General features: G+C 62.9%; 22 protein-coding genes. 12 read left to right on the plus strand and 10 right to left on the minus strand.

The window, feature by feature from the left end:
- Position 1 precedes the first annotated feature (1 nt).
- The 4 genes from AC5O5R_RS23475 to mrcB all read right to left on the minus strand — a co-directional run bounded on the left by AC5O5R_RS23475 (position 2) and on the right by mrcB (position 5607).
- Positions 2–1726 (minus strand): acetolactate synthase 3 large subunit, encoded by a 1725-nt coding sequence (locus AC5O5R_RS23475; protein WP_172288354.1) that lies wholly within the window; start codon positions 1724–1726, stop codon positions 2–4.
- Positions 1727–2134: 408 nt separating this feature from the next.
- Positions 2135–2467, minus strand: a complete 333-nt coding sequence (locus AC5O5R_RS23480) for a YqcC family protein (protein WP_172232067.1) — start codon at positions 2465–2467, stop codon at positions 2135–2137.
- A complete protein-coding gene (locus AC5O5R_RS23485; protein WP_172232065.1) occupies positions 2467–3270 on the minus strand; it encodes a tetratricopeptide repeat protein in 804 nt (267 codons plus the stop codon). Before AC5O5R_RS23485 ends, AC5O5R_RS23480 begins: the two co-directional genes overlap by 1 nt.
- 15 nt (positions 3271–3285) lie before the next feature.
- The gene (mrcB, locus tag AC5O5R_RS23490) at positions 3286–5607 is read right to left on the minus strand and encodes a penicillin-binding protein 1B (RefSeq protein ID WP_172287415.1); all 2322 of its coding nucleotides are present in this window, start codon (positions 5605–5607) and stop codon (positions 3286–3288) included.
- Between the two features lie 115 nt (positions 5608–5722).
- On the opposite strand from mrcB, the gene AC5O5R_RS23495 reads away from it, so the two are divergent.
- Both AC5O5R_RS23495 and AC5O5R_RS23500 read left to right on the plus strand, forming a co-directional pair.
- The gene (locus tag AC5O5R_RS23495) at positions 5723–7285 is read left to right on the plus strand and encodes a bifunctional aminoglycoside phosphotransferase/ATP-binding protein (protein ID WP_172227609.1); all 1563 of its coding nucleotides are present in this window, start codon (positions 5723–5725) and stop codon (positions 7283–7285) included.
- Positions 7286–7462: 177 nt separating this feature from the next.
- The gene (locus tag AC5O5R_RS23500; protein WP_172227607.1) at positions 7463–7741 is read left to right on the plus strand and encodes a TfoX/Sxy family protein; all 279 of its coding nucleotides are present in this window, start codon (positions 7463–7465) and stop codon (positions 7739–7741) included.
- Positions 7742–7921: 180 nt separating this feature from the next.
- Here AC5O5R_RS23500 and AC5O5R_RS23505 read toward each other — a convergent pair whose 3' ends face one another.
- The 4 genes from AC5O5R_RS23505 to AC5O5R_RS23520 are packed head-to-tail and all read right to left on the minus strand — an operon-like array spanning position 7922 to position 11507.
- On the minus strand, positions 7922–8809 hold the full coding sequence (locus AC5O5R_RS23505) for a ChaN family lipoprotein (protein WP_172227605.1): 888 nt from the start codon (positions 8807–8809) through the stop codon (positions 7922–7924).
- A gap of 12 nt (positions 8810–8821) precedes the next feature.
- Complete coding sequence (locus AC5O5R_RS23510) at positions 8822–9589, minus strand: heme ABC transporter ATP-binding protein (protein ID WP_172227603.1); 768 nt, start codon at positions 9587–9589, stop codon at positions 8822–8824.
- Entirely contained in the window at positions 9589–10572 is a 984-nt protein-coding gene (locus tag AC5O5R_RS23515; RefSeq protein WP_172227613.1) for a FecCD family ABC transporter permease, read from the minus strand. The genes AC5O5R_RS23510 and AC5O5R_RS23515 overlap by 1 nt, the downstream gene beginning before the upstream one ends.
- A gap of 50 nt (positions 10573–10622) precedes the next feature.
- On the minus strand, positions 10623–11507 hold the full coding sequence (locus AC5O5R_RS23520) for a heme/hemin ABC transporter substrate-binding protein (protein WP_172227601.1): 885 nt from the start codon (positions 11505–11507) through the stop codon (positions 10623–10625).
- A 149-nt stretch (positions 11508–11656) separates the two neighbouring features.
- On the opposite strand from AC5O5R_RS23520, the gene AC5O5R_RS23525 reads away from it, so the two are divergent.
- Positions 11657–11974 carry a Rieske (2Fe-2S) protein gene (locus AC5O5R_RS23525; RefSeq protein WP_172227599.1) on the plus strand — a complete coding sequence of 106 codons (318 nt, stop codon included), beginning with the start codon at positions 11657–11659 and terminating at the stop codon, positions 11972–11974.
- Here AC5O5R_RS23525 and sfsA read toward each other — a convergent pair.
- Both sfsA and AC5O5R_RS23535 read right to left on the minus strand, forming a co-directional pair.
- On the minus strand, positions 11964–12677 hold the full coding sequence (gene sfsA, locus AC5O5R_RS23530; RefSeq protein WP_172227597.1) for a DNA/RNA nuclease SfsA: 714 nt from the start codon (positions 12675–12677) through the stop codon (positions 11964–11966). The genes AC5O5R_RS23525 and sfsA overlap by 11 nt on opposite strands.
- Positions 12677–13849, minus strand: a complete 1173-nt coding sequence (locus tag AC5O5R_RS23535; RefSeq protein ID WP_172227595.1) for a pyridoxal phosphate-dependent aminotransferase — start codon at positions 13847–13849, stop codon at positions 12677–12679. Before AC5O5R_RS23535 ends, sfsA begins: the two co-directional genes overlap by 1 nt.
- A gap of 210 nt (positions 13850–14059) precedes the next feature.
- On the opposite strand from AC5O5R_RS23535, the gene dksA reads away from it, so the two are divergent.
- The 9 genes from dksA to panC all read left to right on the plus strand — a co-directional run bounded on the left by dksA (position 14060) and on the right by panC (position 24797).
- Positions 14060–14506, plus strand: a complete 447-nt coding sequence (gene dksA / locus AC5O5R_RS23540) for an RNA polymerase-binding protein DksA (protein ID WP_003250009.1) — start codon at positions 14060–14062, stop codon at positions 14504–14506.
- A gap of 63 nt (positions 14507–14569) precedes the next feature.
- A complete protein-coding gene (gene gluQRS / locus AC5O5R_RS23545; protein WP_172227593.1) occupies positions 14570–15457 on the plus strand; it encodes a tRNA glutamyl-Q(34) synthetase GluQRS in 888 nt (295 codons plus the stop codon).
- 186 nt (positions 15458–15643) lie between these two features.
- Entirely contained in the window at positions 15644–15820 is a 177-nt protein-coding gene (locus AC5O5R_RS23550) for a hypothetical protein (RefSeq protein WP_003250005.1), read from the plus strand.
- Positions 15804–18779 (plus strand): sensor histidine kinase, encoded by a 2976-nt coding sequence (locus tag AC5O5R_RS23555; RefSeq protein ID WP_494514763.1) that lies wholly within the window; start codon positions 15804–15806, stop codon positions 18777–18779. Before AC5O5R_RS23550 ends, AC5O5R_RS23555 begins: the two co-directional genes overlap by 17 nt.
- Before the next feature lie 4 nt (positions 18780–18783).
- Positions 18784–20226, plus strand: a complete 1443-nt coding sequence (locus AC5O5R_RS23560; protein WP_172231920.1) for a sigma-54-dependent transcriptional regulator — start codon at positions 18784–18786, stop codon at positions 20224–20226.
- A gap of 783 nt (positions 20227–21009) precedes the next feature.
- Complete coding sequence (locus tag AC5O5R_RS23565; RefSeq protein ID WP_172221578.1) at positions 21010–22398, plus strand: polynucleotide adenylyltransferase PcnB; 1389 nt, start codon at positions 21010–21012, stop codon at positions 22396–22398.
- Positions 22395–22874 (plus strand): 2-amino-4-hydroxy-6-hydroxymethyldihydropteridine diphosphokinase, encoded by a 480-nt coding sequence (gene folK, locus AC5O5R_RS23570; protein ID WP_172221581.1) that lies wholly within the window; start codon positions 22395–22397, stop codon positions 22872–22874. Before AC5O5R_RS23565 ends, folK begins: the two co-directional genes overlap by 4 nt.
- Positions 22875–23136: 262 nt before the next feature.
- On the plus strand, positions 23137–23937 hold the full coding sequence (gene panB, locus AC5O5R_RS23575) for a 3-methyl-2-oxobutanoate hydroxymethyltransferase (RefSeq protein ID WP_172221584.1): 801 nt from the start codon (positions 23137–23139) through the stop codon (positions 23935–23937).
- Positions 23934–24797 carry a pantoate--beta-alanine ligase gene (panC, locus tag AC5O5R_RS23580; RefSeq protein ID WP_172221587.1) on the plus strand — a complete coding sequence of 288 codons (864 nt, stop codon included), beginning with the start codon at positions 23934–23936 and terminating at the stop codon, positions 24795–24797. Before panB ends, panC begins: the two co-directional genes overlap by 4 nt.
- Positions 24798–24871: the final 74 nt, after the last annotated feature.

Consider the following 24871-nt stretch of genomic DNA (forward strand, 5'->3'; position numbering starts at 1 on the left):
ATCAGGTACGCTCCGTCTTGCTCAGCCACATGTCACGCATCGAGCCATCCTTGATCTGCATCGGATAGACATGCTCACTGCGGTCAACCGCGATGTCGATGAACACCAGGCGGTCCTTCATCGCAAATGCTTCTTCCAGCTTCGGCTTGAGGTCCTTCAGGCTGGTGATGCGGATACCCACATGGCCATAGGCCTCGGCCAGCTTGATGAAGTCAGGCAGCGACTCGACGTACGAGTGCGAGTGACGACCGTTGTAGGCCATGTCCTGCCACTGGCGGACCATACCCAACACACCGTTGTTCAGGTTGACGATTTTCACCGGCAGGCCGTACTGCATGCAGGTGGACAGTTCCTGGATGTTCATCTGGATACTGCCTTCGCCGGTCACGCAGGCCACGTCCTGGTCGGGGAAGCTGAGCTTTACGCCCATCGCCGCCGGGAAGCCGAAGCCCATGGTGCCCAGGCCACCGGAGTTGATCCAGCGGTTCGGCTTGTTGAAGCGGTAGTACTGCGCCGCGAACATCTGGTGCTGGCCCACGTCGGAGGTGACAAAAGCATCGCCATGAGTCACTTCGCACAGGGTTTCGATGACTTTCTGCGGCTTGATGACGTTGCCGTCGCCCTTGTCGTAAGGGAACATCTCGCCATCGCCACGCCATTCGTCGATCTGCTTCCACCAGGCATCCAGCGCCGCCTTTTCAGGCTGCTCGCCGATTTCCTTGAGGATGCCGAGCATTTCGCCGAGCACGCTGTCGACCGGACCTACGATTGGCACGTCGGCCTTGATCATCTTGGAGATCGACGCCGGGTCGATGTCGATGTGGATGATTTTGGCGTTCGGGCAGAACTTGGCCGGGCCATTGACTACGCGGTCGTCGAAACGCGCACCGACGGCGAGGATCACGTCGGCATTGTGCATGGCCATGTTGGCGGTGAAGCTGCCGTGCATGCCGAGCATGCCCAGGAACTGGCGATCGGTACCCGGGAAGCCACCCAGCCCCATCAGGGTGTTGGTGACTGGCAGGTTGAGCGACTTGGCGATTTCGGTGAGGGACTCGGAGCCACCGCCCAGGATCACACCACCACCGGAATATACGATCGGGCGCTTGGCAGCCAGCAGCATCTCGGCGGCCTTGCGGATCTGGCCGGAGTGGCCGCGGACCGCAGGGCTGTAGGAGCGCAGCTTGACCTTTTTCGGGTAGACGTATTCGAACTTCTCGGCCGGGTTGGTCATATCTTTTGGAATGTCGACCACGACCGGACCTGGGCGACCGGATTGCGCCAGGTAGAAAGCTTTTTTCAGAACTTCAGGGATCTCGGTCGGGTTCTTGATCATGAAGCTGTGCTTCACGATCGGCCGCGAGATACCGATCATGTCGGTTTCCTGGAAGGCATCGGTACCCACCATGGTGCTAGGCACCTGGCCGGACAGAATGACCATCGGAATCGAGTCCATATAGGCAGTGGCAATGCCGGTAATGGCATTGGTCGCACCCGGGCCGGAGGTTACCAGCACCACACCGGCCTTGCCGGTGGCGCGGGCGTAGCCGTCCGCCATATGGGTTGCCGCCTGCTCGTGACGAACCAGGATGTGTTCCACTTCCGGTTCTTTGAACAGTGCGTCGTAAACATGCAGGAGAGCACCACCAGGGTACCCATAGATATGCTTGACGCCTTCGTCACGCAAGAAGCGGACGATCATCTCACCGCCGGATAAAAGCTCCACGTTGTTCACCTCTAAAACGCCAGAATACCGTCCCTAGTGGACGGGTCTTAATAGGTTTACTGCCAAGCAGAGCACGAGCGAACGTCAGCACTGACTGAGCAAGTATTGGGAGCGCCCCAGAGTGTTGCGGGGTTTTCCCACCCAGCGCGAGGTAACGCGTTGCGGGGTGTTACAGGTCGGCGCGGGTGTGCGCCTCATGATCTGCTTAGCGGGTCTGCTTCTGGCAGTCCCTCTACAGCGGAAGTTGGATTCTTGTGATTTGCGGCGTACAAGTCAAGAAAAATTATTGCCAATTTTTCCTCAAGATGAACCACTGCCACCACTAAAAATCGCTTCAGCAGCAGAATAAATAAGATTTCCACAAAAAAGGGCCACAATCTGCGGCCCTTGAACGAAAAACGGAAGAAATCAGGCGGAAGCAGCTATCAATTGATCAAAAGCTGCCAACAGGCGGCGCAGCTCGCGACTTTGTTCTGGTCGGTCGGTAAACACGGTTTCTGCCATGACCAGAATGCCGGAGGCGTTGGGTAGCTGCTGGCCCAGCTCAATGATGATCTTCATGCGCGGCAGGAAGATCCATTGCAGCCACTGTTCGAAGCTCAGCGTATCAACGGCAAACGGCACCGTGCTGTCCAGCGCCTCGTCGCTTGGTGGTTCGTCATCCCACCAGCCCTGCACCTGAAGCTCACGCTCGATCAGCAGCAGGTTGTCGGCAATATCCAGAATGCGTTGCTCGATCATCACGAATTGACCTGGGCTTTTTGACGGGCCAATGCCGCACCTGCGCTGTCACCCTGCTTTTCACGGGCCTGGGCAATGGTGTTCCACAGCGCAGCCTGCAGGCTTGGGCGACCGTTGGCATACGTGAGGGCCCGACGCGCCAGCTGCTCGGCTTGCGCTGCATCACCCTGCGACAGCCGCACCTGGGCCAGGCGATACAGCACCTGCGGCTCGCGCGGGGCAATGCGCTGGGCGCGCTCGAGGCTCGACGCGGCACCGTTGAAATCACCGCTGCCCTGCTGGGTTTTCGCGGTGGTCAGCAGCGCCAGCACCGGGCCGTCCAGCTGTTCATCGGCCGACAGGCCACCGGCAGCGGTGTTGCTGCGCGGAATGCCGGTTGGCGCGCTGGTGCTCGCCGGAGCGCTATTCATCGAGGCGATATCGAACGGTTCATCGGCGATCGGGTTGGGGTTGGTGGTCATCGGCGCCGAACTGACCGGGCCTGGGGTAATTGGCCCCGGGGTGATCGGCGAGGTGCTGATGGGCGCCGCGCCATTGGCCGCCGGGAACGTCTGGATGCCTGAAGCGCCAGCACCCTGCGGGATCATCACGGTGACGCCAGAGTCTTCTGGCAGCGTCTGCGCTTGCGCAGTGCCCGCATTGTAGCCACCCGCCGAGCGGTTGGCCGTTACACGTTCGCTGTTGGACACGCGGGTGCTCGAGTCGACCACCGGAATATTGCCGCGCTGGACACTGGAGCAGCCCTGGAGCACAACCAGCGCCGTCACGGCAGGAAACAGCCACTTGTTCACGTAACACCTCATCAATGCAGCCTGCGCTTAATTCATCCAGCCTTTGACCCAGTCCATGACTGATTCTGCCGGATTCTGTTCGCCGCCACAGGTCGCGCCGGCGGGCGGTTCACTCCCGCGAATATACGGCATCTGCACGGCTCCCGGACAGCTGCCATCAGACCCATGGCCACTGTAGGGGTCGATCCAGGCCTGCACCACGTTGTCCGGCTGCGGCATGTCCAGCGGCAGGGGGTCGGCTTTCTTCATGAAGCTGGTCCACACCTGCAGGGCACCGGTGGCGCCGGTAAACGGTGTTTTACCGTTATCGTCACGGCCCATCCAGACCACCGCCAAAAGGTCCTGGCTGAAGCCGGAGAACCAGCTGTCGCGCGAATCGTTACTGGTACCGGTCTTGCCAGCCAGGGTCAGCGAACGCGGCAAGGTGTTGTACACCGAGCGCCCGGTGCCTTCGCGCATGACCCGCTGCATGGCGTTCTGCACCAGGTAGATGGCCCCCGGATCGAAGGTTTGCTGGATCTGGAACGGATAGCGCTTGAGCGGCTCGCCCTCGGCGGTAAGCACGCTGCGGATACCGCGCATCGGCGTATTGAAGCCGCCGTTGGCGATGGTCTGGTACATGGTCGCGACCTGCATCGGCGACATGCCACCGGCGCCCAGCAGCATTGCCGGGAACGCCGGCCAGTCGACATTCACGCCCAGCCGGCCAATGGTCTTGATCACGTTGGGCACGCCGACTTCCAGGCCAAGCTTGGCAGTCGACAGGTTGTAGGAGTTGGCCAGCCCCTGATACAGGTAGATGGTGCCATGTGGGCGACGATCATAGTTTTGCGGGCGCCAGACCTGGCCGTCGGCACCTTTGACCGAGAACGGTTCATCCTGTACCCAACTGGTCAGGGTGTACTTGCTCGGCTGTTCCAGCGCGGTCAGGTACACCGACGGCTTGACCAGCGAGCCGATAGGCCGGACGGCGTCGATGGCGCGGTTGAAACCAGCGTAGCCTGCCTGGCGGCTACCGATCAGCGCCTGCACTTCACCGGTTTCCGGATTGGTCACGACCATCGCCGACTCCACCTCGTCAGCGCCCTTGCGCCCCGCCAGGCGTTTGAAGGTCTCGCTCATCGAGGTTTCGGCCTTCATCTGCAAAATCGGGTCGAAGCTGGTGAAGATGCGCAGGCCTTCTTCGGTCAAGTCTTCGTCACGGTAGTCCTGGCGCAGCTGGCGCTTGACCAGGTCGAGGAAGGCCGGGAACGAGCTGTCGGCCAGGCTGCCTCGCTTGGTCACGCCCAACGGCATCTTCTTCGCCGCATCGACTTCGGCCTGGCTGGCCACGCCCTGCTCGGCCACCAGGTCAAGTACAAGGTTACGCCGGGCCAGGGCACGATCAGGGTAACGCCGCGGGTTGTAATAGGACGGCCCCTTGACCATGCCCACCAGCAAGGCGATCTGGTGCAGCTTCAGCTCGGACAGCGGCTGGCTGAAGAAGAACTGGCTGGCCAGGCCAAAGCCGTGCACGGCCCGCTGGCCATCCTGACCGACAAACACCTCGTTGAGGTAGGCCTCGAGGATTTCACGCTTGTCGTAGTGCAGCTCCAGCAGCATGGCCATCATCGCCTCGGTCAGCTTGCGGCTGAGGCTGCGCTCGCTGCTGAGGTAGAAGTTCTTCACCAGCTGCTGGGTCAAGGTACTACCGCCCTGGCGCATCGAGCCGGACGAGGTATTGACCCACATCGCCCGGGCAATGGACTTCGGTGATACACCGAAGTGGTTGTAGAAATCGCGGTCTTCGGTCGCTACCAGGGTCTCGAGCAGGTATTTGGGCACCTGGTCGATCTTGATCAGGATGCGGTCTTCGAGGTTTTTCGGGTAGATACCGCCGATCATCAGCGGCTCCAGGCGCACCACGTCAAGCGACTTGCCGTTGGCGCCGGAGAGGCCAGCCACATAATCGCCGGAGAAGCGCACGCGCACGAACTGCGCAGGTTCCATGCCCTCGTAGAACTGGAAGCCACGGGTGTTCAGGTCGACGGTATTGCCGTTGACTGCCGCTGCACCCGGGCCGTTGGCCGCGCTTTCACGCCGGTAGCCGAGCGCATCGAGCTCGGTGAGGAAGTCGGCCTTGCTGAGTTTCTGGCCGGTGAACATCTCCAGCGGCCGGGCATACACCTTGGCCGGGATGGTCCAGCGTTTGCCGGAAAACTTTTCCTGGACAACGGCATCGAGGTAAACCGCGAAGCCGGCGACGATCACCAGGCCTACCAGGCTGAGCTTCAAAGCCCAGCCCAGCCAGGCGCGGGAGCGGCCAGTCGGGCGTTTCTGAGGGGTGCGGGAATTTCGGGTTCGGGTCATGGCGGCGGATTATACGCACTTTATAAAGGCTGGGCAGACGGCCCGGCGGTAGGCAGGGACGGCACCATTGACCATAATGGCGCATTCGAATTCCCTGCCCCCGGAAGGTTTTCCTGTGAGCCAAGCCCTTATCACTGCGTTGCAGAACCCAGCCCTGTACCCTCACCCTGTGGATGGGTTCCAGCTCATCGAGACGCATATCTCCTGGGTGCTGCTCACCGGCGAGTACGCCTACAAGGTCAAGAAGCCGATGAACTTCGGCTTTCTCGACTTCACTGGCCTGGACCAGCGCCAGCATTTCTGTAACGAAGAATTGCGCCTGAACCAGCGCCTTACCGAAGGCCTGTACCTGGAAGTGTTGCCGATTACCGGCAGCGCCGAAGCACCGCAGATCGGTGGCGAAGGCGAGGCTATCGAATATGCGCTGAAGATGCGCCAGTTCCCCCAGGGCCAGATGCTCAGTACCCTGCAGGCCAATGGCGAACTGAATGCCGCGCACATCGACCAGATGGCCCGGCAGATTGCCGAATTCCACCTGCAGACCCCGAAGGTGCCTGCCGAGCAGCCCTACGGCTCGCCTGAAAGCGTGATGGCCCCGGTGGTGCAGAACTTCGAGCAGATCCGCCCATTCCTCAGCGATAAGGCCGATCTGCTGCAACTGGATAACCTGCAGGCCTGGGCGCGGAGCAGTTTCGAGCGGCTGCAAGGCCTGTTCGCCTCGCGCAAGGCCAACGGCTTCACCCGCGAGTGCCATGGCGACATCCACTTGGGCAACGCCACCCTGATCAACGACCAGGTAGTCATCTTCGACTGCATCGAGTTCAACGAACCCTTCCGCATGACCGATGTCTGGGCCGACACCGGCTTTCTCGCCATGGACCTGGAAGACCGCGGCCTCAAGTGCCTGGCACGACGCTTCATCAGTCAGTACCTGGAGCTGACCGGCGATTATGAAGGCTTGGAAGTGCTCAACTTCTACAAAGCCTATCGCGCAATGGTGCGGGCCAAGGTGGCGCTGTTCAGCATGCCGGCCAATGCTGATGGCGTGCAACGGGCCACCACCCTGCGCACCTACCGCAACTACGCCAACCTGGCGGAAAGCTACAGCGCCATCCCTTCTCGGCTGCTGGCCATCACCCATGGTGTCTCGGCTGTGGGCAAAAGCCACGTGGCAATGCGCCTGGTCGAGGCCTTGGGGGCCATTCGCGTGCGCTCCGATATCGAGCGCAAGCGGATGTTTGGCGAACAGCCACAAGACAATGCCGGCCAACTGACTGCCGGTATTTATGACAAGGATGCCAGTGCCGCCACTTACCAACGTCTGCACGACGTCGCAGCGACCGTTTTGCGCGCCGGCTTCCCGGTGGTACTGGATGCTACATACCTCAAGCATGAACAGCGCCAGGCTGCAGCGGACGTTGCAAGCCAGACCGGCGTACCGTTCCTGATCCTCGACTGCAACGCACCGGACGCGGTGATCGCCAGCTGGCTGGAACAGCGCCAGGCAGAAAACACCGACCCGTCGGATGCCACCCTGGAAGTGGTCAAGGCCCAGCAGGCCAGCCGTGAACCGCTGGATGCCCACGAGCTGGAACAAAGCACCCGGGTCGATACCCAGGATGCCAGCAGCATGAACCAGGTCATCGAACAGATTCGTCAGCGCCTGCCGGGCCTTTAACCTCATCACTCTCCTGCTCTGACCTCTTCGCGGGCAAGCCCGCGAAGAGGCCGGTACAGAACAGCTCATCGACCCCGATGGCAAAAAGCCGCGTATTCCCCAACCCCCGCTACACTCCTCTCTGACCTGCTCGCGATTTATCCCCCAAGACCCGTTCAGCCATCGCAAGGAGGCTAGATGAACGATGAATTGCAGCATCTGAAGAACCTTGGCAAGACCTCTGCGCAGTGGCTGCATGCAGCCGGCATCCACAGTGCATCGGATTTGCGCCGCCTGGGCGCGGTGGGTGCCTACCAGGCCGTGAAGACACGAGGGTTCCGCGCATCGAAGGTGCTGTTGTATGCCATTGAAGGCGCCCTGCTGGACATGCACTGGAACGACTTGCCGCTCGAACGCAAAGAAGCACTCAACCAGCAACTGGATGCGAAAGGCCCGGCACAAAAAAATCCAAAATAATCGTGAAAATGGATTGACGTGAAAATGAGAATCGTTATGATTATCGCAACTGGTCGCGAGACTGGTTGGATAAGCTAAGAGCCCCTGGTTCGGACTCTCAGATTATCTCCTCATCAGGCTAATCACGGTTATTGACCCGGCTTTTTGCCGGGTCTTTTTTTGCCTGAATTCCACCCGGTCCTATCGTCGCAGCTGAGCGCAGTAATCCTGCTGCGGCATCGCCGGCGTGTACCACACATAGTCAGCCTCGGCTGCCTCGACCTTTTCGCCAACCTCGGCCAGCAGCAGCACCTTGCTTTCCCCCTGTGCGCCCAGGTCGGCCAGGTGCAATGGCACACCCAGGTCCTTGCGCACGTGATAGGCCCCGGCGAACAGCATTGCCGGCTGCGGCGCGGCCAGCAGGCGCTCGGCCATGCGCCGGTCGCGCTGCTGTTGCACGGCCAGCATCGCCGGCAACTGGCTTTCCGGCAGCATCCCGCAATGCCCCGCGCGCACCTCTTCCAACAGGGCGGCTTTCACCGCTGGCGTATTGGACTGCTCGCCCGCCAACGCGGCCGGCTGGCGGTAGGCCTGGCGCATTTCGGCGGGAGAAAGGTTGGCCGCCAGCAACGGCACACCGCGTTTTTGCAAGGCTTCAGTAACGATCGGGCCGTAAAACTGCCAATCCCAGCCCTCCCGCCAGTCCAGGGCCTTAGGCAGGTCTGCCGGCAACGGCTGCCCGGCAGCCTTGTCCACCCGAGCCTGCTGCTCGGGCTGCAACATCTCCAGCAGCAGGCTGCCCTGCGTACGCCGAGCCTGCAGGGCCCGCAGCAACCAGAGTTGCAAGGCGTGATGGTCAGGGTTGTCATGTTTCTCGCCGACCAGAACCCGGGGGGCGACCGCCAGACGCTGCAGCAACTGCTCAGGGCTGATCAGCTGGCCACTGGCAAGATCGATTATCTGTCCCAGCTGCGGATCGCTGCGCCCCTCACTGCTTTGCCAGGCGGGCAATGGCGGCAGGCTGGCCTGGCAGCCACCCAGCACCAGCACCATGCACAGCCACAAGCCGGACAAAAGCGCAAAGCGCATCGGCAATGCCTCCTAACGCGTGATGATCAACGGATGCCCGCGCTCCGGGTGCGCCTGTACCAGCACATCGATCCCGTATACCGCTTTCAACGACCCGGGCGTCAGCACGGCTTCGGGCGAGGCGAACGCATGGCAGCGGCCCTGTTCCAGCAGCAGGATACGGTCACAATAGCGCGCCGCCAGGTTCAGGTCATGCAGAATCACCAGCACCGCGGCACCACGGTCGGCGAAGCGGCGCACGGCTTCCAGGGTGGTGTGCTGGTGCAGCGGATCGAGCATCGAGGTCGGCTCGTCGAGCAGCAGCGTGGTGCCCGCCTCCCCCGGCCACAGTTGCGCCAGTACCCTGGCCAGATGAACACGCTGCCGTTCGCCGCCGGACAGCGCCAGGTAACTACGGCCCACCAGGTGCCAGGCATCTGCCGCGCGCAACGCCGCCTCGATGATTTCTGCATCGCGGCGCTGCCCGGTGCCATGGGGCATGCGCCCCATGCTCACCACTTCCTCGACCCGAAACGAGAAGCCCAAACTGGAGATTTGCGGCAGCACCGCCAGGCGCCGGGCGCGTTCCTGGCCGGCCCAGTCGGCCAGCGGCCGGCCCAGTAGCGTGACATGCCCGCGGTCGGGCGCCAGCTCGCCGCACAGCACGCCCAACAGGCTACTCTTGCCCGCACCGTTGGGGCCAAGTACACCCACTACCTGCCCCGGGCTCAGCTGTACGCTGATGTCATGCAGCACCTCATTGCTGCCCCGACGCAGGTGCAGGCCCTCGACTTGCAACATCAGCTGCGCCCTCGTATCAGCAATAACAGGAAAAACGGCGCACCGATGAATGCCGTTACAATACCGATTGGCAGCTCGGCAGGCGCCAGCAACAGCCGCGCCGCCAGGTCGGCGAACAGCATCAGCACGCCCCCTGCCAGTAACGAGGCGGGCAGTACCACGCGGTGATCCGGCCCGGCCAGCAGGCGTACAAGGTGCGGAACCACCAGGCCGATAAAGCCGATCAGGCCGGCAGCGGCCACTGCAGCGCCCACGCCCAGCGCCGTGCAGAACACCAGCTCGCGCTTGAGCCGCTCCACATCAACCCCCAGGTGCCGCGCCTCGGACTCCCCCAACAGCAGGGCATTCAGCGCCTTGGCCCGACGCGGAAGCCACAGTGCAACACCCGCCGCCACCAGCAGCAGCGGCCACAGCCGCTGGTAACTGGCGCCATTGAGACTGCCCAGGTTCCAGAACGTCAGCGTGCGCAGGGTGGCGTCGTCGGCCAGGTAAGAGAACAGCCCCACGGCCGCGCCCCCCAGCGCGGTCATCGCCACACCGGCCAGCAGCATCGTGGCGACGTTGGTCTGGCCATCGCGCCGGCCTAGCCGGTAGACCAGCGCGGTTACCCCAAGCCCGCCAACAAAAGCGCAGAACGACAGCAGATAGGGCGCGAAGGCATCCGGCATGCCGCCAAACCAGGCGCCGCCAACGATGGCAACCGCTGCCCCCATCGCCGCGCCGGCAGACACCCCCACCAACCCGGGGTCGGCCAGCGGGTTGCGGAACAGCCCCTGCATGGCCACGCCAGACAACGCCAGCACTGCGCCCACCGCCAGCCCCAGCAAGGTACGCGGCAAGCGAATCTGCCCCAGGATCATCTCGGCCTGTTGCAAACCGTCAGCGCTAATGGGCAACCCTAGCAGGCGCAGGCCGGCGCGCAGGGTATCGAACAGCGGCAGGCTGACCGGCCCCAAGGCCAGCGACAACCACACCGCCAACAGGCACAGCAGGCTCAGGCAAACGAACAGCGTACGTGGCTGGACCCGCTGTTTCATTGTGCGAAGCTGGCCTGGGCTGCCGGGTAGAAGGTGCCAGCCAAAGACTGCAAGGTCGCCGGCAGGCGTGGCCCCAGCCCGCCGACCAGCAGGGTCGGGTCAAGCGACACCAGGCGCTTCTCGCGTACGGCGCGCGAGGCCGCCAACGCCGGGTTTTCTTTCAGCAGTGCTTGCAAGGCCTGATCATCAGCCAGCGCCCGGTCGGAGACCACCACGACATCGGCGTCCAGCGCGGCCAGTGCTTCATTGGAAACGTTCTTGTAACCCTGGTGCTCTGCCAGGTTACGCCCGCCAGCCTGGCGCAAAAGCCAGTCACCGGCGGTGCCCTGCCCGGCGATCAGCGGCTTGGCACCGGCATGCCCGACCAGCAACAACACCCCCGGCGCCTTCTGCCCGGCCTGGGCCTGCCTGACCTTGCCCTGCAAGGCGTCAAGTTGCTGGTGATAATCCGCCGACAACGCCGAAGCTTGCGCTTCTGCGCCAAGCAACTGCCCGAGGCGCTTGAGGTTTGCATCCACCGCAGCCAGTTCGGCCTTGCTGGAGAACTGCTCGACCTGCACGCCGGCTGTGCGAATTTGCGCCAGCACCGGCGGCGGCCCCATTTCGTCGGTGCCCACCAGCACATCCGGTCGCAGGCTCAGGATGCCTTCGGCCGACAGCTGCCGCTGATAACCCACACTGGGCAGTGACTTCAACGATGCCGGGTGCTGGCTGGTGGTGTCGACGCCGACCAGCCGCGCTTCACCACCCAGCGCGGTTATCCACTCGCTCAGTGCACCGCCGGCGCTGACCCAACGCTGCGGCAGTTGGGCCGCCAGGGCCTGGGTGGAGAGCACAAGGCTTGCGAACAAGCCGAGCACGGCGACAGGACGGCGCATCATCGGGTTTCCTTCTTAAGGCGGGCCGCGCGCCTTGTGGCGGGCGGCAGAACTGCGCACCATAGACAGCCGGACGCAGCGAATGCGGGCAATTTGATAATTATTCGCATTGAAGCGTCAAGCCATCATCTGTTTCACGAGTCGTCCCTGCCATGCACTTCCTTTGTACCTCCGACGGCCTGATCGAAGGCCAAGGCCGCGCCTTCAGCGTAGACGGCACCGAACTGTTCGGTGTGCGTCGCCAGGGCCTGGTGTACCTGTACCGCAACCGCTGCCCGCATCGGGGTATCCCGCTGAATTGGGCAGGGGATGCGTTTCTCGATGAAAGTGCCAGCCTGATCCACTGCGCCCATCATGGCGCGCTGTTCCTGATCGACAGCGGCGAATGTGTCGCCGGCCCCTGCGAAGGTGAGCAACTGCAGGCCCTGGGCTGCCATGAAGACAGCCTGGGCATCTGGCTCAAGGGGTAAGCAGCACTGGCAAACCGCGGTCGATGACGATTCCTTCAGGATCCAGGCGGGTGCCATAGGCCAGCACCTCCACGCCATCCGCCACGGCGGCGCGCAGGGCCTGGGCATAGGCCGCGTCGATTTCTTCGGCCGGGCGCACGGCGTCGATGCCGGTCAGGTTCACGCAATACAACTGCACCGCCCGTACCCCCTGCCTGGCCAGTTTAGCCAGCTCGCGCAGGTGTTTGGCACCACGCTGGGTGACCGCATCGGGGAAGGCCGCCACCGTGCTGTCGGGGAAGCCCAGGGTCACGCTCTTGACCTCGACGTAGGCCGGGGCGCCGTCGAACTCCAGGCGAAAGTCGATGCGGCTGCCTTCCTCGCCGTAGGCCACTTCACGCCTGAGGGCGGTAAAACCGGCCAGTTCGGCGATGCTGCCGGCGCGCAGGGCCTCTTCTACCAGCGCATTGGCCCGCCCGGTGTTCACGCAGGCCAGTCGCCCCTGCGGGGTTTCGCTGATTTCCCAGGTGCCGGGCAGCTTGCGCTTGGGGTCGTTGGAGCGGCTGAACCACACCTGCCCGCCTTCACGCATGCAATTGAGCATGGAGCCGGTGTTCGGGCAGTGGATGGTCATCTGCTCGCCGCCGGCCAGCTCGATGTCCGCGAGAAAACGCTTGTAGCGGCGCAGCAGGCGGCCCTGTTCGAGTGAAGGAGAAAACCGCATCAGCCTTGCCAGCTCCGCAGGCCACGGGCGATACGCTGCACCGCTTGCTCCAGGCGTGGCAGGCTCTGGGTGTAGGCAAAGCGCACATGGTGCCCGGCCAGGTGGCGGCCGAAGTCCAGCCCCGGGGTGAAGGCCAGGTGCTCGGTTTCCAGAAAGTGCCTGCAGAAGGCGAATGCATCACCGCCAAAGGCACTGATATCGGCATACAGGTAGAACGCCCCCTGCGGCTCGACGGCAATCCGGAAGCCCAGTTCGCGCAGGGCAGGCAACAGATAGTCGCGGCGGCGGGCGAATTCGGCGCGGCGTTCTTCGAGCATGGCCAGGGTTTCCGGCTGGAAGCAGGCCAGCGCGGCATGCTGGGCCATGCTTGGTGCACTGATGTACAGGTTCTGCGCCAGCTTCTCCAGATCGGCCACTGCGCCAGGGGGGGCGACCAGCCAGCCCAGGCGCCAGCCGGTCATGCCGAAATACTTGGAAAAACTATTCAGGACAAACGCCGAGTCATCGACTTCCAGCACGCTGGGTGCATCCATGCCATAGGTCAGGCCGTGGTAGATCTCGTCGACCACCAGGTGACCATGGCGCTGATGAACGGCCTTTGCCAGGCTGGACAGCTCGTCACGGCCCAGCACGGTGCCGGTCGGGTTGGCCGGCGAGGCAACCAGCGCGCCGACCGAATCCTTGTCCCAGTAACGGTCGACCAGATCGGCGGTGAGCTGGTAGTTCACCTCGGGCCCTACCGGCACCAGTTGCGCACCGCCTTCGACCAGGCGCAGGAAGTGGCGATTGCAGGGGTAACCGGGGTCGGCCAGCAGCCAGTGCTTGCCCGGGTCGACCAGCAAGCTGCTGGCCAGCAGCAGCGCGCCGGAGCCACCGGGGGTAATCAGGATGCGCTCGGGGTCGATACTCAGGCCATAACGCTGCTCGTAAAAGCCGGCAATGGCCTGGCGCAGCGCCGGCAACCCGCGTGCGGCGGTGTAACGCGTGTGCCCGTCGGCCAGTGCAGCCTGGCCAGCGGCAACGATCGGTGCAGCCGTGGTGAAGTCCGGTTCGCCGATTTCCAGGTGGATCACGTCGTGCCCGGCGGCTTGCAGCTCATTGGCCCGGGCCAGCAGCGCCATGACGTGGAAGGGTTCGATGGCGCGGCTGCGCGCACTGTAGGGGTGGGCCATGACCTTCTCTCAATAGGGTCTAAACTAGAGATTCTACCTCTGCACGCCACCGAACGTACGGCTCGCGCTGCGGTCAATTGCCAGGATCGGGCGGGGTAGCGCACCCCCGATCTATCTGGTAAGTTCGGCGGCTCGCAGTCGCAGGGCCGGCGGTCGCCGGAGATGGAGCATCCTGCGCATTGGATCAGATGAGTGAGAGGCGGTCTATTCATGTCCACCCTAGAAAAGCAAAAAGCCAACCAGAATCTTTATGGGGTCGCGCCTTATCAGGAGACCAAGGGTGAGGAGTACATGGGTGAGCCCATGCGCAAGCACTTCACCAAAATTCTCACTGGCTGGAAGCAAGAGTTGATGGTCGGCGTCGACAAGACCGTAGACCATATGAAGGAAGAAGCAGCCAACTTTGCAGACCCGGCAGACCGAGCGTCTCAAGAAGAGGAGTTTGCCCTCGAGCTGCGCAACCGCGACCGCGAGCGCAAGCTGATCAAGAAAATCGACAAGACCCTGCAAAAGATCCAGGACGAAGAATACGGCTGGTGCGAATCCTGCGGCATCGAGATCGGCCTGCGCCGGCTGGAAGCACGCCCGACTGCCGACCTGTGCTTCGATTGCAAGGAAATTGCGGAGAAAAAGGAAAAGACAGTCGGCAAAGGCTGATTTTTCTCCAATCCGGACGGGGCGCATCAGGCGCCCCGTTTCATTTTCAGAAACCCCAAAGCCATGAATGACTCCCGCTACATCGGGCGCTTCGCCCCCACCCCCAGCGGCTTCCTGCACTTCGGCTCGCTGGTCGCCGCCCTCGCCTCCTGGCTTGATGCCCGTGCCGTCAACGGCCGCTGGCTGCTGCGCATGGAGGACACTGACCCGCCCCGGGAAATGCCCGGCGCCCGCGATGCGATCCTGCAGACGCTGGAGCGCTACGGCCTGGAGTGGGATGGCGAGGTGGTGTTCCAGAGCCAGCGGCACGATGCCTATGCCGCAGTGGTCGACCGCCTGTTCAACCTGGGCCTGGCCTATGCCTGCACCTGCTCGCGCAAACAGCTGGAAGGTTACAACGGGATCTACCCGGGCTTTTGCCGCAACGCCGGGCATGCCCGTGAAGGCGCGGCGATCCGCTTGCGGGTACCGGAGCTGATCTACCGCTTTACCGACCGGGTGCAGGGCGAGTACCAGCAGCACCTGGGCCGTGAGGTGGGCGATTTCGTCATCCAGCGCCGCGACGGGCTGTATGCATACCAGTTGGCAGTCGTACTGGACGATGCCTGGCAAGGTGTTACCGACATCGTGCGTGGCGCCGACCTGCTCGACAACACTCCGCGCCAGCTGTACCTGCAGGAACTGCTGGGCTTTTCGCAGCCGCGCTACCTGCATATCCCGCTGATCGTGCAGCCGGACGGGCACAAGCTGGGCAAGTCATACCGTTCGCCGCCGTTGCAGGTTGAGCATGCGACACCGTTGCTGTTGCGGGCATTGCGGGCGCTGGGGCAGAAGGCCGACCCCGAGCTGCTGCTGGCGACGCCGGCTGAAGTGTTGGCGGTGGCGCGGAAGCAGTGGCAGCCTGAGCGGATTGCACAGCGCACCACGGTGCCAGAGGCTGATTTGCGCTAACGCAGGCTCGGCCCTTTCGCGGGTAAACCCGCTCCCACAGGGTTGCCCCGGGCAACCCGTATCTGAAAATCAAAAGCCCAACAAATTCAAAACCTTGGCGAAGACCATGGATTCCCGCTAGCATCCCCCCCGCCATTTGCGCCAATAATAAGTCCAAGCCCGCAGCGCCCAACCATCGAGGCCAGCATGTACATCTATCGTTTGGTCCTGCTTCTGGTCGTGGGGATCTACCTGTTCTCCCCGGCCATCATGGACTGGTGGATCGAGCCGACCGGAGCCTGGTACCGCCCTTACCTGCTCTGGCTCATCCTGATCGTCGTCACCTTCATCCTGCAGAGCCAACGAGATGCCGATGAGCTTTAGCCTGACCCAGATGATCCTGATCAGCGCCGGGTACCTCATGGTGCTGTTCGGCGTGGCCTGGATCAGCGAACGCGGGCTGATCCCGCGCTCGATCATTCGCCACCCGCTTACCTACACATTGTCGCTGGGCGTATACGCCAGTGCCTGGGCCTTCTATGGCTCGGTGGGCCTGGCCTACCAGTACGGCTACGGCTTTCTCGCCTGTTACCTGGGGGTATCCGGTGCATTCCTGCTGGCGCCGGTGCTGCTGTACCCGATCCTGAAGATCACCCGCACCTACCAGCTGTCATCGCTGGCCGACCTGTTGGCGTTTCGCTTTCGCAGCACCTGGGCCGGCGCCCTGACCACCATCATCATGCTGATCGGGGTATTGCCGTTGCTGGCCCTGCAGATCCAGGCGGTGGCCGACTCGATCAGCATCCTCACCGGCGAGCCAGTCAAGGCCCGGGTGGCTTTTGCGTTCTGCGCACTGATCATTCTGTTCACCATCTTTTTCGGTTCGCGCCACATTGCCACTCGTGAAAAGCATGAAGGGCTGGTGTTCGCCATCGCCTTCGAGTCGGTGATCAAGCTGCTGGCCCTGGGCGGGGTCGGCCTGTACGCCCTGTACGGGGTGTTCGGCGGGCCTCACGAACTGGAGGTCTGGCTGCTGCAGAACCAGACCGCCCTGGCGGCGCTGCATACTCCGCTGCAGGAAGGCCCATGGCGTACCCTGCTGCTGGTGTTCTTCGCCTCGGCCATCGTCATGCCGCACATGTACCACATGGCCTTCACCGAAAACCTCAACCCGCGCTCGCTGGTCAGCGCCAGCTGGGGCCTGCCGCTGTTCCTGCTGCTGATGAGCCTGGCCGTACCCCTGGTGCTGTGGGCCGGCCTGCGCCTGGGCGCCAGCACCAACCCCGAGTACTTCACCCTGGGCCTGGGGATTGCCGCCAACAACAAGGCACTGGCACTGTTGGCCTACGTCGGCGGCTTGGCATCTGCCAGTGGCTTGATCATCGTCACTACACTGGCGCTGTCAGGCATGGCCCTCAACCATTTGGTGCTGCCCCTGTACCAACCACCGGCAGAGGGCAATATCTATCGCTGGCTGAAGTGGACCCGCCGCGCGCTGATCGTCGCCATCATCACCGCCGGTTTCATGTTCTACCTGACCCAGAACAACCACCAGAGCCTGGCCAACCTGGGCATCGTCGCCTTCGTCGCCACCTTGCAGTTCCTGCCAGGGGTGCTGTCGGTGCTGTACTGGCCCACCGCCAACCGCCGCGGCTTCATCGCCGGGCTGCTGGCCGGCACCCTGGTGTGGATGGTGACCATGTTGCTGCCGCTGCTGGGCAACCTGCAGGGCTTCTATATCCCGCTGCTGGACATGATCTATGTGCTGGACGACACCAGCTGGCACATGGCGGCCATCGCTTCGCTGGCAGCCAACGTGCTGCTGTTCACCCTGATCTCGTTGTTCACCAACGCCAGCAACGAAGAGGTCAGCGCGGCAGAAGCCTGCGCCGTGGACAACGTGCGCCGCCCCCAGCGCCGCGAACTGCACGCCGCCTCGCCGCAGGAGTTCGCTACCCAGCTGGCCAAACCGCTCGGCGCCAAGGCGGCGCAAAAAGAAGTGGAGCAAGCCCTGCGTGACCTCTACCTGCCGTTCGACGAGCGACGCCCCTATGCCCTGCGCCGCCTGCGCGATCGCATCGAGGCCAACCTGTCCGGCCTGATGGGGCCGAGTGTGGCTCAGGACATGGTCGAGAGCTTCCTGCCGTACAAGTCCGGTAACGAGAACTACGTGACCGAGGACATCCACTTCATCGAAAGCCGCCTTGAGGACTACCACTCGCGCCTGACCGGCCTGGCCGCCGAACTCGATGCCCTGCGCCGTTACCACCGCCAGACCCTGCAGGAATTGCCCATGGGTGTCTGCTCGCTGGCCAAGGACCAGGAAATCCTCATGTGGAACAAGGCCATGGAAGAGCTGACCGGTATTGCCGCCAAGCACGTGGTCGGCTCACGCCTGGTCACCATCGACGAACCCTGGCGTGGCTTGCTGCAGGGCTTCATCAACGTGCCGGACGAGCATTTGCACAAGCAGCGCCTGGCGCTGGACGGCCAGCCGCGCTGGCTGAACCTGCACAAGGCGGCCATCGACGAACCGCTGGCACCGGGTAACAGTGGCCTGGTACTGCTGATGGAAGACCTCACCGAAACCCAGGCGCTGGAAGACAAGCTGGTGCACTCCGAACGCCTGGCCAGCATTGGCCGACTGGCGGCAGGCGTGGCCCACGAGATCGGCAACCCGATCACCGGCATCGCCTGCCTGGCCCAGAACCTGCGCGAGGAGCGCGAGGGCGACGGTGAAATCACCGAGCTGTCCAGCCAGATCCTCGAGCAGACCAAGCGGGTGTCGCGCATCGTCCAGTCGCTGATGAGCTTTGCCCATGCCGGCGGCAGCCACCAGAACAGCGAAGAGCCGGTGTGCCTGGCCGAAGTGGCGCAGGACGCCATCGGCCTGCTGGCATTGAACCGGCGCAATTTCGAAGTGCAGTTCTTCAACCTCTGCGACCCCGACCACTGGGCCGAAGGGGACCCGCAGCGCCTGGCCCAGGTGCTGATCAACCTGCTCTCCAACGCCCGCGACGCCTCGCCGGCAGGCAGTGCCGTGCGCGTGCGCAGCGAAATCAGCGAGCACACGGTAGACCTTATCGTCGAGGACGAGGGCAGCGGGATTCCGAAGAGCATCATGGACCGCCTGTTCGAGCCCTTTTTCACCACCAAGGACCCGGGCGAAGGCACCGGACTGGGGCTCGCTCTGGTCTATTCCATCGTGGAAGAGCATTATGGGCAAATCACCATCGACAGCCCTGCCGATATCGAACGGCAACGTGGCACCCGGATCCGCGTGACCCTGCCCCGGCATGTCGTAGCGACGTCCCCTGAAATTCGAGACCGTCGAGAGAATTGAATCAATGCCGCATATTCTGATCGTCGAAGACGAAACCATCATCCGCTCGGCCCTGCGTCGCCTGCTCGAGCGGAACCAGTACCAGGTCAGCGAGGCCGGCTCGGTGCAGGAAGCCCAGGAACGCTTCAGCATTGCCACCTTCGATCTGATCGTCAGCGACCTGCGTCTGCCAGGTGCGCCCGGTACCGAGCTGATCAAGCTCGGCCAGGGTACGCCGGTGCTGATCATGACCAGCTACGCCAGCCTGCGCTCGGCGGTGGACTCGATGAAAATGGGCGCGGTGGATTACATCGCCAAGCCCTTCGACCACGACGAGATGCTGCAGGCAGTGGCACGCATCCTCCGCGACCGGCAGAACGCCCCCGCGGCGGCACCGGCTGCCGAGCCACGCGCCAGCAATGGCAAGGCCGCAGCGGCCGACAAAGGCACCGCGGCAGCAGCCAATGGCGAAATCGGCATCATTGGCTCGTGCCCGCCCATGCAGGACATGTACAGCAAGATCCGCAAGGTCGCGCCCACCGACTCCAATGTGCTGATCCAGGGCGAATCGGGCACCGGTAAAGAGCTGGTGGCCCGCGCCCTGCACAACCTTTCGCGGCGGGCCAAGGCACCGATGATCTCGGTGAACTGTGCGGCCATCCCCGAGACACTGATTGAATCCGAACTGTTCGGCCACGAGAAAGGCGCGTTCACCGGCGCCAGCGCAGGCCGTGCCGGCCTGGTCGAAGCCGCTGACGGCGGTACCCTGTTCCTCGATGAAATCGGCGAACTGCCACTGGAAGCCCAGGCCCGCCTGCTGCGCGTGCTGCAGGAAGGGGAGATTCGCCGGGTGGGTTCGGTGCAGTCGCAAAAGGTCGACGTACGCCTTATCGCCGCGACCCACCGCGACCTGAAGAACCTGGCCAAGGCCGGCCAGTTCCGTGAGGACTTGTATTACCGCCTGCACGTGATTGCCCTGAAACTGCCGGCCCTGCGTGAACGCGGCAGCGACGTCAATGAAATCGCCAGCGCCTTCCTGGCTCGCCAGCGCGCGCGCATCGGCCGTGACGACCTGCACTTCTCGGCCGAAGCCGAGCAGGCCATTCGTCACTACAGCTGGCCTGGCAACGTACGAGAGCTGGAAAACGCTGTGGAGCGTGCGGTGATCCTCAGCGAAAGCGCAGAAATTTCCGCAGAGCTGCTGGGCATCGACATCGAGCTGAGCGACCTGGAAGAGGACGAGATCCTCAACAACGCCCTGGTCGCAGCCAGTGCCAGCAATGCCAGCCACGAGCCGACCGAGGACCTGTCGCTGGAGGACTACTTCCAGCATTTCGTCCTCGAGCACCAGGACCACATGACCGAGACCGAGCTGGCACGCAAGCTCGGGGTCAGCCGTAAGTGCCTGTGGGAACGGCGCCAGCGACTGGGGATTCCACGGCGCAAGAGTAACGCTACCAGCGAGTGATACGCCCGCAGCATTTGCGGCGCCTGGGAGATCGAGCGCCGCGCGGGCGGCGCTCGATCTCCCAGGCGCTGGACGGGGTGTGGCGAACACACCTGAGCTGGAAACACCCCAGGTAACACATCAGCCCACACAAAAATCTGTTACCCACCCTTTCCGCCGTAACAGTTCCCGAGGCATACGGTAACGAAATTTCGACATTTCCAGCCTCCGAGATTTTGTCAAAACTGTCCAAGCCCTTGATTTTACTGGGTTTTTAAAAGTTGGCACGGCACCTGCTATATGTTTGGTACAAGAACAATAACAAGCACTGCAACTCAGAATAAGAACAAGACGAAACGGCTCACGCACAATAAAAACAAGACGGCGGAGGCGCAGCTAACTGATTCTTTTGGAGAGGATGCGTGTTTGGGGCTTGCCCCACGACCAGGCAGAGAACAACAAAAACTGCACTAAAAAGCAGCGCCTGAACTGGTTGGATCGACAGATCAACGTGACATCAGCGGCCAAAGCAATCCGTTTGCTCTTTACCCCTGAATTGGGGGTCGTCCACAAGCTTCGAGATTTGTGGACAGGGCACTCAACAAAAACAAGAAGCCCAATAAAAAAACAATAAGAGCACGCAACGACTTCTTGGGGAGCTTAGGCTCCCCTTGTCGTTTCTACCCTTCCGGCAGACACTCTGCTACCCGCCTACACCATTCCCTGAGTAAATGCTAGAATCCCCGCCCATCATGCGGCCATTCTCCTATTCTTGGCCGAACATTCCTTCAAACAGTGCATCCCATGCTGAAGAAGCTGTTCCAGTCGTTCCGCCCGCCCGTACCGGGCCAGCACCACAGGCGCACTACGCCTGAGGTGATCAACAAGAGCCAGCACTCGCTGCAGCGCCACCAGTTCAGCCGCCATGCGGTAAACATCGTGGAGCGCCTGCAAAGCGCCGGCTATCAGGCTTACCTGGTCGGTGGCTGTGTCCGCGACCTGATGCTGGGCATCACGCCGAAAGATTTCGACGTGGCTACCAGCGCCACCCCCGAACAGGTCCGTGCCGAGTTCCGCAATGCGCGCATCATCGGTCGCCGCTTCAAGCTGGTTCACGTCCATTTCGGCCGTGACATCATCGAAGTCGCCACCTTCCGCGCCCACCATTCGGAGGACGACGAGGGCGACAGCCACCGTTCGTCGCACAATGCCAGTGGCCGCATCCTGCGTGACAACGTGTACGGCACCCTGGAAGAAGACGCGCAACGCCGCGACTTCACCATCAACGCCCTCTACTACGACCCGGTCAGCGAGCGCATTCTCGATTACGCCAACGGTGTGCACGACGTGCGCAATCGCCTGCTGCGCCTGATCGGTGACCCTACTCACCGCTACCAGGAAGACCCGGTGCGCATGCTGCGCGCAGTGCGTTTCGCGGCCAAGCTGGACTTCGGCATCGAGAAGCACACGTTCAAGCCTATCCGCGAACTGGCCCCGATGCTGCGCGAAATTCCGCCAGCGCGCCTGTTCGAAGAGTGCCTCAAGCTGTTCCTTTCCGGCCAGGGGGCCATGGCCTTCGAAATGCTGGTCGACCTGGACCTGTTCGAGCCGCTGTTCCCGGCCAGTGCACACGCCCTGGAAGAGCGCCCTACCTACACCCACACGCTGATCAGCCAGGCACTGCAGAATACCGACCTGCGTGTGAAGCAGGGCAAACCGGTAACGCCAGCGTTCCTGTTCGCCGCGCTGCTGTGGCCAGCCCTGCCGGCCCGTGTGCTGCACCTGCAGAACCAGGGTGTGCCGCCGATCCCGGCCATGAACGGTGCAGCCCACGACCTGATCGCCGAACAGTGCGCACGCATCGCCATCCCCAAGCGCTTCACCTTGCCGATCCGCGAAATCTGGGACATGCAGGAGCGCCTGCCACGTCGCAGCGGCAAACGCGCCGACATGCTGCTGGACAACCCTCGCTTCCGCGCCGGTTACGACTTCCTGCTACTGCGTGAAAGCGCCGGCGAGGAAACCGACGATCTCGGCCAGTGGTGGACCGACTACCAGGATGCCAACGACAGCGAACGCCGCGAGATGATTCGCGAGCTGGGCAGCCGTGACGAAGGCACCGGTGCCGGCCCGCGCAAACGCAAGCGCAGCGGCAGCAAACGCAAGCGCAGCGGCGACGAGGCGTTCGAGTGACTACCCGCGCCTATATCGGCCTGGGCAGCAACCTGGACGCACCTGCCGAGCAGCTGCGCAGCGCCTTGCAGGCGCTTGACCAGGTTGACGGCACGCGCCTGGTGGCGGCTTCGGCCCTGTATACCAGTGACTCGCTGTTGCCGGGCCAGCCGCGCTACACCAACGCTGTCGCCGCCCTGGATACCAGCCTGGCGCCATTGGCCCTGCTCGATGCGCTGCAGGCCATCGAAAACGCCCAGGGCCGGGTGCGCAAGGAGCGCTGGGGCCCGCGCACGCTGGACCTCGACGTGCTGCTGTTCGGCGACCAGGTGCTCGACGAGCCACGCCTGAAAGTGCCGCATTACCACATGCACGCCCGCCCTTTCGTGCTGTACCCGCTGGCCGAACTGGTGCCGGAGGATTTTTGCCTGGCCGATGGCCGTGCCCTTGCGCAATTGCTTGACGACTGCCCGTTGGTCGGCCTGGAACGCCTGTAAACCGGGCACTCCAGGCATCCGGTCTGGCACGGTAACGCCAGTAACACCCTGATCGTAACAATGCGGTAACAGGGTGATTGACTTCCCCCACCTCGCTCACGACTATAGGCGTCCCGTGTGGCACCAATGTGCCGCATACCCGTATTTAGGCCCGGACGGACCTGTACCCGAACATCACACGCGATGATGTGCCGCTCCGGAAGATGACTACACGCGTTGATTGCAGTCGTTTTTTACAGCGCCTGAACGAGGAATTTCCTACATGCCCGAAGTAACCCTGACCACCCTCAATGGCCTCAAGGCCAAGGGTGAAAAAATCACCATGCTGACCTGCTACGACGCGACCTTCGCCAAGGCCGCCAGCCAGGCCGGTGTCGAAGTGTTGCTGGTGGGCGACTCGCTGGGGATGGTCCTGCAGGGCCACGACAGCACCTTGCCAGTCACCACGGTGGACATGGCCTACCACACCGCCAGCGTCAAACGCGGCAACGACGGCGCGCTGATCCTCGCCGACCTGCCGTTCATGGCGCACGCCACTGCCGAACTGGCCTTTGCCAACAGCGCGACGCTGATGCAGGCTGGCGCCCATATGGTCAAGATCGAAGGCGCTGCGTGGCTGGCCGAAACCATTCGCCTGCTGGCCGAGCGTGGTGTGCCGGTGTGCGCGCACATGGGCCTCACCCCGCAAACCGTCAACGTGCTGGGCGGCTACAAGGTACAAGGTCGCCAGGAAGCCCAGGCGCGGCAAATGCGCGCCGACGCCATCGCCCTGGAACAAGCAGGCGCGGCGATGCTGCTGCTTGAATGCGTGCCCAGCGAACTGGCGGCAGAAATTACCAATGCCGTGGGCATCCCGGTGATCGGCATTGGCGCCGGTAGCGCCACAGATGGCCAGGTGCTGGTGCTGCACGACATGCTTGGCCTGTCGCTGAGCGGCCGGGTACCCAAGTTCGTGAAGAACTTCATGCAAGGCCAGCCGGATATCCACAGCGCCCTCGTCGCCTACGTCGAGGCGGTCAAGCAGGTCAGCTTCCCAGGTAGCGAACACGGGTTCAGCGCATGAATACAGTCAAGACCGTCCGCGAACTGCGCGCAGCGGTAGCCCGCGCCCGCGGTGAAGGCAAGCGCATCGGCTTCGTGCCGACAATGGGCAACCTGCACAGCGGCCACGCTGCGCTGGTGACCAAGGCCGCGCAGCGCGCCGATTTCGTGGTCGCCAGCATCTTCGTCAACCCTTTGCAATTTGGCGCCAACGAAGACCTCGACACCTACCCGCGCACCCTGGCCGCGGATCAGGAGCGCCTGCTGCAGGCAGGCTGCAACCTGCTGTTTGCGCCGACCGTGGAAGAGATGTACCCCGACGGCATGAGCGTGCAAACCCGGGTCAGTGTGCCCCACCTTTCCCAAGGCCTGTGCGGTGCCAGCCGGCCGGGGCATTTCGAAGGCGTGGCCACCGTGGTCAGCAAGCTGTTCAACATGGTCCAGCCAGACCTTGCGGTGTTCGGCGAAAAGGATTTCCAGCAGCTGGCGGTGATCCGCGCCATGGTCCGCGACTTGAACATGCCGATCCAGATCATCGGCGAGCCTACCGTGCGGGCAGAAGATGGCCTGGCGCTTTCGTCGCGCAATGGCTACCTCACACCGGAGCAGCGTATGGCAGCACCAGCACTGTATCGCACCCTGCAGCAGATCGCGGCAGGCATCGTTCGGGGCCAACGAGACTTTGCCGCGCTGGTTGCGCAAGGCCAGGCACAGCTGAGCGCTGCCGGGTTCCGTTCCGACTACCTGGAAGTACGCCATGCACTGACCTTGCGTCCGGCGGCTATAGATGACCGGGACCTGGTGGTAATTGCTGCGGCGTACCTGGGTAACACACGATTGATCGACAACCTGTACCTGCATCTGGAAGAAAAGACCGCTTGACGGCCTGGGGCTGCTTCGCAGCCCATTCGCAGCACAAGGCTGCTCCTACAGGAGATCGCGTTCGTAGGAGCAGC

The sequence above is a fragment of the Pseudomonas sp. 8_5_2 genome (assembly GCF_059295255.1).

Bases quoted from the DNA above. Each gene is read 5' to 3' on its own strand.
- AC5O5R_RS23525 (WP_172227599.1), top strand. From the start codon at position 11,657: ATGCACTTCCTTTGTACCTCCGACGGCCTGATCGAAGGCCAAGGCCGC.
- panB (WP_172221584.1), top strand. From the start codon at position 23,137: ATGCCCGAAGTAACCCTGACCACCCTCAATGGCCTCAAGGCCAAGGGT.
- sfsA (WP_172227597.1), bottom strand. From the start codon at position 12,677: ATGCGGTTTTCTCCTTCACTCGAACAGGGCCGCCTGCTGCGCCGCTAC.
- AC5O5R_RS23505 (WP_172227605.1), bottom strand. From the start codon at position 8,809: ATGCGCTTTGCGCTTTTGTCCGGCTTGTGGCTGTGCATGGTGCTGGTG.
- gluQRS (WP_172227593.1), top strand. From the start codon at position 14,570: ATGAATGACTCCCGCTACATCGGGCGCTTCGCCCCCACCCCCAGCGGC.
- dksA (WP_003250009.1), top strand. From the start codon at position 14,060: ATGTCCACCCTAGAAAAGCAAAAAGCCAACCAGAATCTTTATGGGGTC.
- AC5O5R_RS23560 (WP_172231920.1), top strand. From the start codon at position 18,784: ATGCCGCATATTCTGATCGTCGAAGACGAAACCATCATCCGCTCGGCC.
- AC5O5R_RS23500 (WP_172227607.1), top strand. From the start codon at position 7,463: ATGAACGATGAATTGCAGCATCTGAAGAACCTTGGCAAGACCTCTGCG.
- mrcB (WP_172287415.1), bottom strand. From the start codon at position 5,607: ATGACCCGAACCCGAAATTCCCGCACCCCTCAGAAACGCCCGACTGGC.
- AC5O5R_RS23510 (WP_172227603.1), bottom strand. From the start codon at position 9,589: ATGTTGCAAGTCGAGGGCCTGCACCTGCGTCGGGGCAGCAATGAGGTG.
- AC5O5R_RS23555 (WP_494514763.1), top strand. From the start codon at position 15,804: ATGCCGATGAGCTTTAGCCTGACCCAGATGATCCTGATCAGCGCCGGG.
- AC5O5R_RS23550 (WP_003250005.1), top strand. From the start codon at position 15,644: ATGTACATCTATCGTTTGGTCCTGCTTCTGGTCGTGGGGATCTACCTG.
- AC5O5R_RS23485 (WP_172232065.1), bottom strand. From the start codon at position 3,270: ATGAGGTGTTACGTGAACAAGTGGCTGTTTCCTGCCGTGACGGCGCTG.
- AC5O5R_RS23565 (WP_172221578.1), top strand. From the start codon at position 21,010: ATGCTGAAGAAGCTGTTCCAGTCGTTCCGCCCGCCCGTACCGGGCCAG.
- AC5O5R_RS23535 (WP_172227595.1), bottom strand. From the start codon at position 13,849: ATGGCCCACCCCTACAGTGCGCGCAGCCGCGCCATCGAACCCTTCCAC.
- AC5O5R_RS23520 (WP_172227601.1), bottom strand. From the start codon at position 11,507: ATGATGCGCCGTCCTGTCGCCGTGCTCGGCTTGTTCGCAAGCCTTGTG.
- AC5O5R_RS23480 (WP_172232067.1), bottom strand. From the start codon at position 2,467: ATGATCGAGCAACGCATTCTGGATATTGCCGACAACCTGCTGCTGATC.
- panC (WP_172221587.1), top strand. From the start codon at position 23,934: ATGAATACAGTCAAGACCGTCCGCGAACTGCGCGCAGCGGTAGCCCGC.